14 protein-coding genes are annotated in these 13,693 nt (G+C 61.1%); 4 read left to right on the top strand and 10 right to left on the bottom strand.

The genetic code is table 11. The features are described from left to right. Positions 1-16: 16 nt before the first annotated feature. Genes B0G62_RS24360 through B0G62_RS24380 form a run of 5 tightly spaced genes read right to left on the bottom strand, consistent with a single transcriptional unit; the run spans position 17 to position 4,120 of the window. Positions 17-760: an SDR family NAD(P)-dependent oxidoreductase gene (locus tag B0G62_RS24360; RefSeq protein ID WP_103706775.1), complete on the bottom strand. Its 744-nt coding sequence runs from the start codon at positions 758-760 to the stop codon at positions 17-19. Between the two features lie 46 nt (positions 761-806). Further along, positions 807-1,940 (bottom strand): amidase, encoded by a 1,134-nt coding sequence (locus tag B0G62_RS24365; RefSeq protein WP_103706776.1) that lies wholly within the window; start codon positions 1,938-1,940, stop codon positions 807-809. After that, entirely contained in the window at positions 1,937-2,476 is a 540-nt protein-coding gene (locus B0G62_RS24370) for a nuclear transport factor 2 family protein (protein ID WP_103706777.1), read from the bottom strand. The genes B0G62_RS24365 and B0G62_RS24370 overlap by 4 nt, the downstream gene beginning before the upstream one ends. 19 nt (positions 2,477-2,495) lie before the next feature. After that, positions 2,496-2,867 carry a hypothetical protein gene (locus tag B0G62_RS24375; RefSeq protein WP_103706778.1) on the bottom strand — a complete coding sequence of 124 codons (372 nt, stop codon included), beginning with the start codon at positions 2,865-2,867 and terminating at the stop codon, positions 2,496-2,498. 53 nt (positions 2,868-2,920) lie between these two features. Continuing rightward, complete coding sequence (locus B0G62_RS24380; RefSeq protein WP_103706779.1) at positions 2,921-4,120, bottom strand: acyl-CoA dehydrogenase family protein; 1,200 nt, start codon at positions 4,118-4,120, stop codon at positions 2,921-2,923. A gap of 205 nt (positions 4,121-4,325) precedes the next feature. Between B0G62_RS24380 and B0G62_RS24385 the strand changes: the two genes are divergently transcribed. After that, positions 4,326-5,798 carry a PAS domain-containing sensor histidine kinase gene (locus B0G62_RS24385; protein ID WP_103706780.1) on the top strand — a complete coding sequence of 491 codons (1,473 nt, stop codon included), beginning with the start codon at positions 4,326-4,328 and terminating at the stop codon, positions 5,796-5,798. A gap of 14 nt (positions 5,799-5,812) precedes the next feature. Here B0G62_RS24385 and B0G62_RS24390 read toward each other — a convergent pair whose 3' ends face one another. From B0G62_RS24390 to B0G62_RS24400, 3 genes are all read right to left on the bottom strand, one after another. Next, positions 5,813-6,199, bottom strand: a complete 387-nt coding sequence (locus tag B0G62_RS24390; RefSeq protein ID WP_103706781.1) for a tautomerase family protein — start codon at positions 6,197-6,199, stop codon at positions 5,813-5,815. 64 nt (positions 6,200-6,263) lie between these two features. Then, complete coding sequence (locus B0G62_RS24395; protein WP_103706782.1) at positions 6,264-6,764, bottom strand: aromatic-ring-hydroxylating dioxygenase subunit beta; 501 nt, start codon at positions 6,762-6,764, stop codon at positions 6,264-6,266. Next, positions 6,761-8,038, bottom strand: a complete 1,278-nt coding sequence (locus B0G62_RS24400) for an aromatic ring-hydroxylating oxygenase subunit alpha (protein WP_103706783.1) — start codon at positions 8,036-8,038, stop codon at positions 6,761-6,763. The genes B0G62_RS24395 and B0G62_RS24400 overlap by 4 nt, the downstream gene beginning before the upstream one ends. 154 nt (positions 8,039-8,192) lie before the next feature. On the opposite strand from B0G62_RS24400, the gene B0G62_RS24405 reads away from it, so the two are divergent. Then, entirely contained in the window at positions 8,193-9,215 is a 1,023-nt protein-coding gene (locus tag B0G62_RS24405; protein WP_103706784.1) for a LysR family transcriptional regulator, read from the top strand. Here the strand turns inward: B0G62_RS24405 and B0G62_RS24410 are convergent. Continuing rightward, on the bottom strand, positions 9,160-10,131 hold the full coding sequence (locus B0G62_RS24410) for a PDR/VanB family oxidoreductase (RefSeq protein WP_103706785.1): 972 nt from the start codon (positions 10,129-10,131) through the stop codon (positions 9,160-9,162). The genes B0G62_RS24405 and B0G62_RS24410 overlap by 56 nt on opposite strands. Before the next feature lie 167 nt (positions 10,132-10,298). Next, a complete protein-coding gene (locus tag B0G62_RS24415) occupies positions 10,299-11,225 on the bottom strand; it encodes an aromatic alcohol reductase (RefSeq protein WP_103706786.1) in 927 nt (308 codons plus the stop codon). 210 nt (positions 11,226-11,435) lie between these two features. Between B0G62_RS24415 and B0G62_RS24420 the strand changes: the two genes are divergently transcribed. Together B0G62_RS24420 and B0G62_RS24425 are read left to right on the top strand one after the other, a co-directional pair. Further along, on the top strand, positions 11,436-12,338 hold the full coding sequence (locus B0G62_RS24420) for a LysR family transcriptional regulator (protein ID WP_103706787.1): 903 nt from the start codon (positions 11,436-11,438) through the stop codon (positions 12,336-12,338). A 200-nt stretch (positions 12,339-12,538) separates the two neighbouring features. Then, positions 12,539-13,654 carry an alkene reductase gene (locus B0G62_RS24425; protein WP_103706788.1) on the top strand — a complete coding sequence of 372 codons (1,116 nt, stop codon included), beginning with the start codon at positions 12,539-12,541 and terminating at the stop codon, positions 13,652-13,654. Positions 13,655-13,693: the final 39 nt, after the last annotated feature.

A 13,693-nucleotide genomic window follows, 5' to 3' on the forward strand; every position in this document is an offset into this window, starting at 1 on the left:
GCGTTTGGCGAAATAATTAGCGCATGTAAAGGCCGCCGTTCACGTCCCAGCACGCGCCATTTGCAAAATAAGCTTGCCCGGATGCCAGCAGAATCGCCACATCGGCGACATATTCCGCGTTGCCCAGCCGCCCGACCGGAATGCCCGCAATCACCTTGTCGAGCTTGTCCGCAGGCACGCTCTCATGAACGATGGGCAAATCCAGCGGGCCTGGCGAGATGGCATTCACGGTCACGCCTTTGGCGGCGAGGTCGCGCGCGAACACTTTGGTCAGTGTCAGCGTGCCGCCCTTGGCAGCAGCGTAGTGCGCGCCGGTTGCGGAGCCGCCATTTTGCCCCGCCAGAGAAGCGATATTCACGATGCGCCCTTCGCCTCGATCGGCAAAATACTGGCCGAAAACCTGGCAGCCGAACAGCACGCTTTTCAGGTTGACGTTGATGACCTGATCGAATTGTTCGCCCGTGATTTCCATCACGGGGACGACTTTGGACGCACCGGCGTTGTTGATGAGCGCGTCTACCTGGCCCCAACGGGCAACGACGGTTTTCAGCGCGCTGTCGAAGTCCGATTTAGAGGTGACATCGAGCGGCACCGCAAATGCGCTCGTTCCATCGGGACTAAGCGACGCGGCGACTTCGCGCGCCGCGTCGAGCGCGAGGTCGGCCAATACGACGCGGTAGCCTGCCGCATGGAATTTCGCGGCAATGGTGGCGCCTAGCCCTCGGGCTGCGCCCGTCACGACGGCGACTCTTGTTGTCATACGGATTGACTCCAGAAAATTTTAGGCGTCGTTGTTCATGCAACGACTATACGGACAATGCCGCTTCGATGCGGGAGGCTACGGCACAGACGAGTTCGTCCGCTCCATGGCGGCCGATAATTTGCAGACCCGCTTTCAACGTCGTCCCACGAACGGGGACCGGCAGCGACAACGCCGGATGTCCGCTCAGATTGAATGGCCGGATAAGCGACGACATGGCAATAACCGATGTCCCGTTGCGCGCCTGTTCGAGCGTGATCGGAAAGTCCGGCAGCGTTGGCATTACCAGAACGTCCACGGCCTCCAGCGCTTGATCCACCGCCTGGGTAAAGCGCGTTCTCACACGCTCCGCGTTTTCTACGTCCAGATCGCTGGTATTGGCCGCCGCGCGCAATCGTGCTTCGAGATCGGGTTGAAGGTGGCCCGTTTCGACTAGCTGTCCAAACGCGGCCGAAGTTTCGCGATTGATAATCGACAGGCCGGCGGTGAATGCGTCGGTAAGTCCGGGCAGGTCGAGGAATGCCGGTGTGAAGTCCGCTTTGCGCACGGCCAGTTCAATGGCTTCCGAAATGTCTCGCCGAGCCTCGGCCCGCACGATGCCAACGCGCGCTACACTAACTGCGCCTTCGGCGATATGGTGATCGAAATCCCTGCAGATAGCAGACATGACCAGCACAATCGTGCGGATGTCGCGTGCGAACGGCCCGACGCAATCCAGCGTGCTGTGCGCGGGGGCCGCGCCGATTCGCGACACGCGCCCGAAAGTAGGCTTCAGCCCGATGACGCCGCAACATGCGGCCGGGCCACGTATCGATCCGCCCGTGTCAGTGCCAAGCGCGGCATCGGCCATATGATCGCCGACCGCTGCGGCGGAGCCGCTGGAAGAACCACCAGGAATACGCGTAGCGTCCTGCGGGTTAATCGGCGTTCCGGTGTATGCGTTGAGCCCCGTCATGCCGAAAGCCAGTTCGTGCATATTGGCTTTGCCAACGATATGCCAGCCGTGATCGAGCAGGCGTTGAACCACTTCGGCGTGGCGCGGTGCCGGGGCGACATCGGCCAGCGCGCGGCTCGCGGCGGTGGTTCGGAAGCCTGCGATATCGATCGAGTCCTTGATGACGATAGTGGGACTCGTGGCGCCATGGCCGCCCAATGAAAATTGCTGAAGCAAAGCGCTCATGCTGACAGTTCCTGATCTGGCGGAAGAAGGGCGGCGCGTGGATTGACCGACCACGGTGCATCGAACAGGCGCTCGGTGCGGAAATGCGCAATCAGCCAGTCGTGGCCGTTTGTCGATGGCACGAAATCGATCACGAGTCGCGCGCCGATCAACTCCGCGCTGCCATCGACATAGCCGGACGCCTGCATCATGATCCAGCGCCCCGTCGCGTGTTTGCCATCTATGCGAATGGTTTCGGAGGTGACGAAATGAACGTTGGTTGTGAAATGTGGCGTAGGCGGCAAATAGCGTGAAAGCATGGCGACGATCTGCATACGGCCAATCAATCGTCCAAAGGTGTGCGCATAGTGCGTGCCGACGCCTTCCCAGATTGCGTCTTCAGTGAAAAGCGCGTCCAGCGATTCGCCATCGAGCATGGTCGCGGGCACGTCGCACAGCGCCATGTAGCGCATGAACGTGTAGCGCACGGCGCGTTCCGCTTCGAGATCGGCCAGTCGTGTTTCAAGTGCTGCGATGCGCGCGTCAGAGTCGCTCATTTCATTGGCTCTCACGGTCTCACACGTTGGCAGCGGGCGGCACGACCAGTTCGCGCCCGACGCGCGCTTCGATCTTGCCGTAACGCCAGAGGTTGTATTCGCCGACTGCTGTTGTGCGATAGAGATTGCACACGGCGGTGACGGTGTCGAAGTCCACCACGTCGGCCATGATATAGAAGGTCCACGGCGCGCCGTCCGACTGGCCGACAGTGAGGCGGTCGTCGTCCATGATGCCGAGCACGCGTACGCCTTCCATTGCTTCGATGGCGGACAGCATTCTGCCGTAGGCCTGCCATACCGTACCGATCTGCTCGCGCGGCAGGTCGAAGAAGTTCTGCGTGACGCCGCAGCAAAAGAGTACGCGCAGGGGAAGTCTGGTCGCAGTGTTCATTGAATATGTCCTTGGTAGTTCGAAGTAAATTGGCGATGTGATTAATGCGCGCGTTATAGATAGCCCGGAATCGGCGGCACGCCGACGAATACCGCACCCGCGCCGTCGTAATTGCCTTCCGCAAGAAACGCGTGTTGCGTGACGACGATCGCATCGCGCAGAATGCGCTGGAGCGGGTGCGTGCGATAGATCGCCATCGTGCCGCCCAGGCGATAGGCGCGCATGACGACGTCGGCGCCTTCGCGTGCGACCTGGGTGGCCGCAAGACGCAGCAGGCTCACCTGGTCGGGCGTAGCGTTGTTGCCAGCGGCAATCGATTCCCACACGCTTTCCGTGGCCTCGTAGAAAAACGCGCGCGCGGAGCGCAACTGCGCTTCCGCCTTGGCCAGTTCGATGCGGTAATACGCGCGGTCCGCGAGTTGCGGCGCGCCGGTCGTCGTGCGGCGGCCGCCCGACATCTGGTTGGCAACGTCGAGTGCGGCGCGCGCGAGTCCCAGGTTCACGACAGCCAGCACCTGCGCCGCGTAAGCGACGGTCGGATAGCGGTAAAGCGGTTCATCGACGGTTGCCGGACCGCCGCGCACGAAGGTCCATTCGTCGGAGACCACATTGCCTTTGAGGCGCAGATCGTGACTGCCGGTGCCCTGCATGCCCACGACGCTCCAGTTCTCGACAATTTCGATGTCGGCTGCGCGAAAGACGGCCGTGCGAGGTTTGCCCGGCGCGCCGCCGTCTTTTGCGCCGGTATCGATGCCCACGCCCAGCCAGTCCGCGCCCTTGCAACCGCTCGCGAACTTCCACGTGCCTTCGACGAGCCAGCCGCCGCCTTCGGCGGGCTGCACTTTCTGGACCGGGAAGAGACCGGCGCCGAACGCCTGATCGGGGCCGCTTGCGTAAATTTTCGCCTGCGTTTCAAGGGGCAGCGCGGCGAGGTAGATATTCGCCGAGCCGAAACTCGCGACCCACGCGGCGGAGCCGTCGGCGGTCGCGATGCGCTCGATCATGCGCAGAAATTCGGCGGGCGGCCGGGCGTCGCCGCCGAAGCGTTTCGGCGTGGCGGCCCGGTAGATTCCCGCGCGCTTGAACATGTCGATCACATCGCGCGGCACATGCGAGAGCCGTTCGAATTCGTCACGGCGCGCAACGATGACCTCGACAAGCTCGTCCAACGTCAGATCGTCGTTGGAATCGGCCTGCAGCGAAGCCGGGTGATGGCCGGTCTGCGGCGCAATAGCGGTCGCGGTAGCACGCATGAAGTGTCTCCTGAAGGGTAGGGCGCCAGGTGGCTGGATTTGTAGCTCAGTCTAGAAACACCAAAAAAGGCCAGCAATTGGGGCGCAGACTCGAAAAATGGGTGAAATCCTGTGGCTCTCTAAAGAAATCTTCAGGTTCCAACGACGAAGGGCCGGTGATATCGTTTCGAATGAGCGATGCGGCTCTTTTAAGAGAACTGTGCATATGACGTCCCTGGTAGAAGCCGATTTCCATCGTCTGCTCGATGCGTTGACCCTTTGCGTACTGCTGCATGACGCGCAAAGCAAAGCCATCGTCTGGGCCAACCGGGCCGCATGTGAAGCGCTAGGCTTTAGCGTGGACGAATTGATTCCGCTGAAGGCGGGCGACATGACGCGGCCCGAGCCCAAATACGATCGCGCATTGGCGATTGCGGCGATGAACCGCTCGGCGACGGAAGGCCCGCAGGTCTATGAATGGTGTTACCGATCGAGGACCGGCAGCGACATGCTTTCCGAGGCGATTGCCACCACGGTTCACCTGGAAGAGCGCGATGTCGTGATGGTTCAGTTTCGCGACATCAGTGCGGAAGAAGGCATCAAACGCAAGCTGCGCGCGCACGAAACGCGGCTGCGCGAATTCATGCAGGATCTTGGCGAAGGCGTCGCGCTGCTCAACGAAGCCGCTGAAATCCAGTACATCAGCGAGTCGGGCAGGCGTCTGCTGGATCTCGCTGCGGGCGACGCGCCAGGCGCAATCGTCGATCACATCGGCGATGAGGAGGCGCAGCGCCTCTTGCAGCAACTCGCGCAGGCGCCCACCGATGGACCGTCCATCCCATGCCGTTATCGAAGCGCCGATGGCGAGCACTGGTTGCGCCTGACGTGCAGGCACATCGAACTCGAAGACGATTTGCGCGGCGTGCTGATTCACTTTCGCGATGTCACCGACGTGGTGCGAACCGAAGAGGCGCGTCGTGCCGAAGCCCGCTTGCTTGAATACGCAGGTCGTTACAACGCCATGGGCGAAATGGCCATGGCGATTGCGCACGAACTGAGTCAGCCGGTGGCGGCAATCCGCAATTTTGTGGAAGGGGCGATCCAGCGGCTTTCGAACGCGGCCCCGCTTGAATCGGTGATCTGGGGTTTGCGCGCGGCGGATCGCCAGGCCGAGCACGCCGCGACGATTATAAAAAGCGTTCGGGAATATGTCGCGCGGCGCGACCCGAATATTGCGGTCGTGGATTTGCGCACGATTCTTTCCGAAGCCGCATGGTTCGTGCAATTGCGTGCGCGCGAGGCCAATGTGAACGTTCATGTCGAACTATCCGACGCACCGCTTTTGATCGAATGCGAGCGCGTACTGATCGGCCAGGTCGTGCTGAATCTGGCATTCAACGCGATCGACGCGCTGGCTTCGGCGGAAAGCGCGCAAAAGGCATTGACCATCGGCGCTTGCATGAATGAAGGCCAGGCACTCGTTTTCGTACGCGATAACGGTCCGGGTATTTCGGAAGGGCACGAGCGCCTCTTCGACGGATTTTCTTCGTCGAAGGAGACGGGAAACGGCATTGGCTTGTCGCTCTGCAAAAGCATCATCGCGCGGCACGGTGGCGTGATTCGTGCGCTTCCGGTGACGGCGGGCGGGCTCGAATGCCGCTTCTGGTTACCGCTTGCTGGCGTCACGGCAGCGAATTGACGTGTCGGCGGAATTCAGCGGCCCAGCGATTTCGCCGTTTTTCCGCCAAGACCAAAATCCGTATTCGGAATGTCCTTGATCATCACGCGTGTGCAGTCGATCGGCGTATCCAGAACGCTGGCGCTCGTTTCGGATAGCGCTTGAATAAGCGCACGTTTCTGTTCATCGGTGCGGCCCGCTATCAGGACGGCGATGATGACGGGCAGCGAGGGCGGTGTGCCTTCGGATGCAGCCCGACCGCCAATGCCGTAATCGCTGGCGGGAAGCTCGCTCAACAGGATGCGGACCGATTCCGCCGGCGCGCCGATGGCGCCGACCGTGGCTTGCGTGAGCTGGCCGATCAGCGCAGCTTTGCACGCCTCGGCGTGACCCGAAGGCAAATACACTTCAAGCGTGGGCATAAGATAAACCGGAAGTGAGAGGGTCCCAATGCGGGATCGGGACCATTAGGGTTTAAACAGGGCTTTAAAGCAGGAAGCCAATAGCGTTCAGTGCATCCGTCGAATCGATCAACCGGATGACTTTCTGCGCGAGGCGCGGCTCGTCGCCGTCGAAGCGGATTCGATGCGTCAAATCCGCGGCGAAAATCGTCGGCACGGAGCGCTTGTAGGCCACGATGATCTGCGCCGATTGCACTTCGACGACATTCGCTTCGTCGCTCGCCAGCGTAAAGCGCGACACCGTGCGCACCGTGCGCGCCGCGTCCGACGCGGAAGCGGAGTAGCCCGATGTCATGCGCTCCACGCGCTTCTCGCGCATTTCCTGATCGTCATAGGCGTAGTTCAGCGTCGCGGCGAAATCGGTCGTGGCCGGGTCGATCGGCACGACGTAAAAGCCTTTGGTGTCCCACAACTGGAGCCACTCGCGATATTCGCGGCGATCGAGCATTTCGGCCTCGCGCCAGATGAAGCGAACCGCGCGTGAAAACGTATCCTGCGACATCAGCTTGTTGCGGTCGTCCATCATGCCTCCATCATCTTGCGCCATTGCGCATAAGCTTCGCGCATGCCGGTCTCGTCGGTTGCGTGCGCGGTTTTTTCGCCATTGGGTGCGGTGGTTTCGCGATTCAGGCCGCGATTGACGAGAATCGGTGTATTGGCACCCGCATGGGAGCCGCGCTGCACGCGCTCCCACGCTTCCGCATCATCGGGGCTGCCGAAACCGAACGGGCCCTGGAAGTGTTCGTGGATACGCAGGCGCACGCGATTGGCTTCTTCGGGACCGCCATTCATGGCGAGCGCAACGTGACGAATTTCAGTCTCGTCGGCAGAGATCGGCCGCAGGACGCGAAAGAACGCCATCGACAGCGCGAGATTGGGGAACAGGTTGAGATTGAAGCCCACGCCCATGAGCGAGCGCACGATACGGCGCACCTCTTCGGGCGAGTGCTTTTCGGCGAGTTGCGCGGCGAGATCGTCGAAACGCTCGGGCAGCGGCGCACCGTCATCCTGATCGAGATCGACGAGTTCGGGCACGAGCACGGCGAGGCTATGGCCGTTGCCAAGCGAGCGGCAGAAAGCCTGATCGCTGGTCATGAAGCTCGTGATGACCGCCGTGGTTTCTTCGTCGATCGACTTGAGCCACGACTTGTGCACGACCGGGAAGTGATAGAGATCGGTCGTGTTTTCGAGCTGGATCTTCCAGTTACCCTTGAAGCGGAATTTATGTTCGCCGTTCGCCTTGACCGGATAACCCGCGCCTTGTTTCATGAACAGATCGATCCATGGCTTCGCACCGCCGAGGAAGTCTTCGAGCGGTTCGATTTCCGCATTGAAGCTCGCGAAAATCAGGCCCTGATAAACGCCGACACGCAGCTTTTCCAGCGGCAGATCGCCCTTTTCGCAAACGCCTTCGTAGCCGTCGCCATAGGGCAGCGCGCGCAGCGTCCCGTCGAGCGCGTAGGACCAACTGTGATAGGGACACGTGAAGCCTTTCGCGTTGCCCTTGTGCTCTTCACATACCGTCGCGCCGCGATGGCGGCAGCGGTTTTGCAGGACATTGATGGCGCCCGTCTTGTCACGCACGACGATCACCGGCTGGCGGCCGATGGTGGTGGTGCGGAAATCGCCGGGATTAGGCAGCTCGCTTTCGTGCGCCACCCAGATCCACGTCTTGTAGAAGATGCGTTCGAGTTCGGCTTCGAACAGCGCCGGATCGTAGTAGAGAGACGGCGCGATGCGGTCGGCCTCTGCGAGGCCGTGCAGCGAGCTCGTGTCGATGCTTTGCCAGGTTTCGCTCATGATTGTGAGGGTATCGAGGTAAATGCGGGGTTGTATGCGGGGTTATATGCGTAAGTCGCGCGGATGAAGAGCACGTACTGGGAGTGTCGTCGCGCTCGTGTCATGCGTCAAATTGATCTAAAATTAGTCGATACATAAATCAGATGGATATCACATGCAAACGCTCGATGGCGTCGACCTGAACCTGCTGCGGGTCTTCCTCGCAATCGTCGAAGAGCAGAGCCTGACGAAGGCGGGCGAACGGCTCGCGCTTTCGCAGCCCGCGATGAGTTATTCGCTAGCGCGTCTGCGCGCCTTATTCGACGACCCGTTGTTTGTCAGAACGCGGCACGGCATGCAACCCACGCCGATCTCGCAGGAACTGGCCGTGATCGTTGCGCGCGCACTCGATTCGGTGCGCGAGGCGCTTAGGTATGCGGAGCGTTTCGAGCCGCAGGTGAGCACGCGGGCGTTCAGGCTGTCCTTATCCGATGCCGGCGAAATGGCCTATTTGCCGTCGATCTGCGAGGAGGTGAAGCGGCTCGCGCCGCGCATCAAGATTTGTATCGAGCCGCAACCGGTCGGCCAGATCGAGGAGGCGCTGCGATCGCGCAAGCTCGACTTCGCGATTGGCAATCTGCCGGAATTGACGTCGCGCACGCGCCATCAAGTGCTGTTCGAGGAGGGCTATGTCTGCGTGCGCCGACGTCGGCCCGAAATGGCGAAGCGCCACAAGCTCACGCTCGCGGAGTTCGTGGAAGGCTCGCACGTCCTGATCCGCTCGGTCGAGCATAGCCATCACGCCATCGACGACGCGCTGCGATCGAAGGGCGTGGCGCGCAACATCGGGCTGGAAGTGCCACACTTCGTCGCGCTACCGGGCGTGCTGGCCGTGACGGACCTCATTGCGACCTTGCCGCGCCGTCTGGCCGAACTGCTGGCGCGAGGCGGCGGGTTTGAGATTTTCGAATTGCCCGTACCCATCCCCTCGGCTGCGGTGACGATGCACTGGCACGAGCACTTTCACGAGGATGAAGGGATTGCCTGGATGCGCGACCTGCTGATGAATATCATGCGTCGCTTTGCTGGGCCGGCGGGCGCTGGCGTTAGCACGAGCGCCACTGCCAGAAAGAAACCTGCCGTCAAACGTCCAGGATCAGCACGGGCGAGCGCGAGCGAGAAACGCAGCAGCAAATAACCTTGTTTCCGGCGCGTTCGGCCTTGCTCAGGCAGTGGTCGCGATGGTCTGGATCGCCTTCGACCACGTCGATCATGCAGGTGCCGCACACACCTTCGCCGCACGACGTATCGATTTCGATGCCGATGGCGGCGAGCGCATCGACAATCGTCTGATCTTTTCCGACGCGCACGACCTGGCCGCTGCTCGCCACTTTGACGTCGAATTCGCCTTGCGCCGCGCCCATATCCACGGCGGCGGGATCGGCGCCGAAACGCTCCAGATGCACTTGCGTGACGGCGGGCATGGACTCGCCGACGGCCACGACTTCGTCCATGAACGGAGCCGGGCCGCAGGTATAGATGTGGGTGCCGTCTTGCACGCCATCCAGACATTCGCGCAACGCGGCCCCCAGATCGCCGCTGCCGACGCCGAAATGAAATCGCACATGAGACGCGAACGGCGCCTGCGAGAGCACGGGGAGAAAGGCCGCATGCGCTTCGCTACGCGCGAAGTAATGCAGTACGAACGGTTCGGAGCGCGCTGCCAGCCGGTATGCCATCGACAGCAGCGGCGTGATGCCGATGCCTGCACCAACCAGCACATGCGCGCGTGCTTCGGTGTCCAGGCGAAAGAGATTGCGCGGCTGTCCGACCAGCAGTTCGCAGCCGATGCCTACGTCGTCGTGCAGTGAGCGGGAGCCGCCGCGCGATTCGGGTTCCCGTTTGACGGCGAAGAGCTGGAAATCGCTGAACGCCGGGTCGCCGCACAGCGAATATTGTCGGGTGACGCCGGACGGCGCGGTGACGTCGATATGCGCACCAGGCTCATAAATCTCGAATGGCTTTCCATCGACGCGTGCGATGCGAAACGAACGAATACCGTGAGCTTCGTCGCGAATGCTATCGACGCGGACCTTGAACGTGTTGGCTTGCATGATGACACCGGCTGGGGAGGACGTTGACTGTGATGCCACGAAGGGCAGTGTGTGGACGCAGCTTATCGATTCCCCATCGATCCGGCAAATTGATGAAAATTAGGTTTATGAATTCATTCCATGGATATCTGGCGGACTGGCTGACACCCATCCGGCGCTGACCGGCGCTAGACGGTACGAAGATTTTGATTCATCCAGTCTCCCATCCCCTGAACGACAAGGCCGCGCTGCGCATTGAACGTACTCTCTTTGTCCCATGCCACGCCGCGTCCTTCGGCAAAGACGACCCGGTATTTGCGGATCGGGGCGTCTGGCGCTTCAGCCAACTCCTGTTTCAACGCCGGTACGCTCCATTCCGTGCGATGCAGTTTGACGTTCAACAGCGTGTCGAGCGCATCCGCAAGTCGGCGATAAGTCACCGTATCGCCCGCTACGTGCACGACCTGATTCACGATTCGCGGCTCCGAGAGCAGAATCTCTGCCGTCAATGCCCCGATGTCCTCCGACGTCGTCACCGTTACCGCATTTTCCCAGCTACCCAGGGCGTGCACGCTGTTTTCCTTTAGATTCACGACACCAAAAATCGGTTCGAACAGGAAGCTCATAAACATCCCCGTCGACACGATGACCCATTCGGTCTTCTCCTGCGAGCGCAGGAGCGCCCGCACGTCCAGTTGCTCGTCGAACAGATCCTGCGCGCTGCCTTTGCCAATCACGTCGTAGTCCACGCCGAATTGCCACGGGAAGTACCGTTGAACACCCGCTTCCAATACAGCCCGTGCGATCTTCATCTGTACGCCCGGACCGCCCACGAAACCGGTGCACGAAACGACGGTATCGAAGCGGGCGAAGATATCGGCTAGTGCAGCAACGGACTGCGCGGCGAGATCGCCTGGCACGATATCAACGCCGAGTTCGCGCAATGATTCGATATCCTTATGTTTGTCGGGATTCGCGGATGCGATAGTCGACGGACGCAGCAGTACCGAAATGGCAACGCCCGGCACTTTGCCCACGCGTCGAACGAGATTGCGCAGCACAGCCATGCCGAGTTCGCCTGCGCCTAAAACGAGAATTGCCTTGTCGTGATGCATGTGTGCCCCTGCAGGAAAACAGAATGTCGAAGGAAGAGTCGTTCGAACCCGGTTGCCGTTGCACCGGAAAGAACATCTCATGAACGATCCGCAGTGTAGTGGCACACACTCGTCACATTGTTCGCCGTGCCTGAATACTGAATGCAGAGTGGGGCAGTAACATAGCGGTTCTGCAAACGTCTGCCCTCAAACTCGCTACGTGGTCTGCTTATGGACAAACTTCAGGCAATGACAGTATTCGTCAGGGTCGTTGAGGCGCAGAGCTTCAGCAAAGCGGCCGAGACCTTGTCGATGCCCCGTTCGTCGGTCACGGCGATCATCAAGAACCTGGAGGCTCACCTGGGGACGCCTCTGCTCAGGCGGAGCACGCGAACACTGAGTCTGACCGATGCGGGCGCGCGTTACTTTGCGTCGTGTCAGGCCATTCTGTCCGAGATTGCGAGGGCTGAAAACGATCTATCGGTTGAAGTGGCGCAGCTACGCGGACGCGTGCGGGTCGATATGCCCGGACTGATCGGCCGGTCCATCGTGTTGCCGCGCTTGCGGGAATTCGAGGCGCGCTTCCCGGATATCGATCTGGTGCTCGGTCTAAGCGATCGTCCGGCCGATCTGATCTATGACGGGATAGATTGCGTCATCCGCACCGGCGAACTGATCGACTCGACACTCGTTGCGCGTCGACTCGGCCAGTTGAACTGGATCACCTGTGCATCGCCGCGTTATCTCAGTCTGCACGGCGAACCCGAGTCCGTTAGCGCGCTACAGGGTCATCGCGTCGTCAACTACATTGCGAATGCGACGGGTCGTCCTCTGGACTGGCGTTTTAGCGTCGATGGCGAAACAGTCGTCATGACGATGACCAGCCGGTTCGCGGTCAACGAAACCGAAGCCTATCTGCAGTGCGGGCTTGAAGGGCTAGGCCTGATCCAGTTATCGGAGTTCGCGGCCTTTCCCTATCTTCAAAGCGGGCGCTTGAAGGAAGTGCTGACGAACGCGAGATGTTTGCCCGTGCCGGTCTCCATTCTTTATCCGGATGGCCGAAACGCAACCGCTGCGCTCAAGGCGTTTGTCGGCTGGATCATCGAGATCACCGGGCCCGCCCTGTCGCGCTAAACCTCAGCGATGCCTCGCAGGCATACCTCCCAGCCAACAAGGTCTTTCTATTTCCCGGCCTGAATCGCTAGATTGCCTATCAGACGGCGCGGCGACGAACAGTCGCCTCCAAGGTCTCCGGGACATTGAGTGTTGCCCATGCCTTGAGCTGATCCCCGCGGATCGCGCGCTCCCTGTTGCGAAACTCTCAAGGAAAGACCATGGCACACTTGTTCACCCCGACGACGGTTGGCGCCTATTCCCTTTCGCACCGCGTCGTTCTGGCACCCATGACCCGCCTGCGCACGATTCAGCCCGGCGACATTCCCAGCCCGATGATGGCGGACTTCTACGGCCAGCGTGCGTCAGAAGGCGGCCTCGAAATCGTCGAAGGCGTCAGTATTTCCATGACGGCCCGCTCGTACCTCGGCGCGGCAAGCTTCTTTCACGACGGCCAGGTCGAGGGCTGGAAGGCGATTGCCAATGCGGTTCACGCCAAGGGTGGCCGCGTGTTCATGCAACTGATTCACGGCGGACGTCAAAGCCATGTCGACATGACGGGCGGCGTCGCGCCGGTCGCGCCCTCGGTCGTGCCGTTCGACGGCGTGGCGTTGACGAAGGAGGGTTTCGTGCCGGCTTCGCCGCACCGTGCGCTCGGCATCGAAGAGATTCCCGGCATCATCGAGGAGTTCCGCGTCGCCGCGCAGCGCGCGTTGGACGCGGGTTTTGACGGCGTCGAATTGCACGGCGCGAATGGCTATCTCGTGGACCAGTTCATCCAGGACGGCACCAACAAGCGTACCGACGCCTACGGCGGCCCGATCGAAAACCGCGTGCGCTTCCTGCGCGAAGCGGTCGAAGCGCTGATTTCCGTGTGGGGCGCGGACCGCGTGGGCGTGCGCATTTCCCCGTCGGGTGAATGGGGCGGCATCTCCGATAGCAATCCGGAGGCGACGTTCAGCCACGTGGCGAAGGTGCTCGACGAATACAGAATCGCCTACCTGCATGTTATCGAACCGCGCATCAAGGGAGACGACACGCTTCACGAAGGGCAGGCGCCCGTTGCAACGAAGTATCTGCGCGCGCACTTCTCGGGCCCCATCATCGCCGCCGGCGGTTTTGACGGCGACAGCGCGCAAGCCATCGTGGCGTCCGGCGACGCCGACCTCGTCGCGTTCGGGCGGCACTTCTCGTCGAATCCCGATTTGCCGTATCGTCTCAAGCACAACTTGCCGCTCACGCCGTATGTTCGCGAAGCATTCTGGGGCGGCGACGAAAAGCATTACTCGGATTTCCCCGCTTATCACCCGGTTCCGGAAGCCGTCGCAACGGTCTAGGCCGGACGTTGTCCCATCCTCAATCAACGCAGGAGTGTG

It is taken from the genome of Paraburkholderia eburnea (assembly GCF_002917095.1).
Taxonomy (GTDB): domain Bacteria; phylum Pseudomonadota; class Gammaproteobacteria; order Burkholderiales; family Burkholderiaceae; genus Paraburkholderia; species Paraburkholderia eburnea.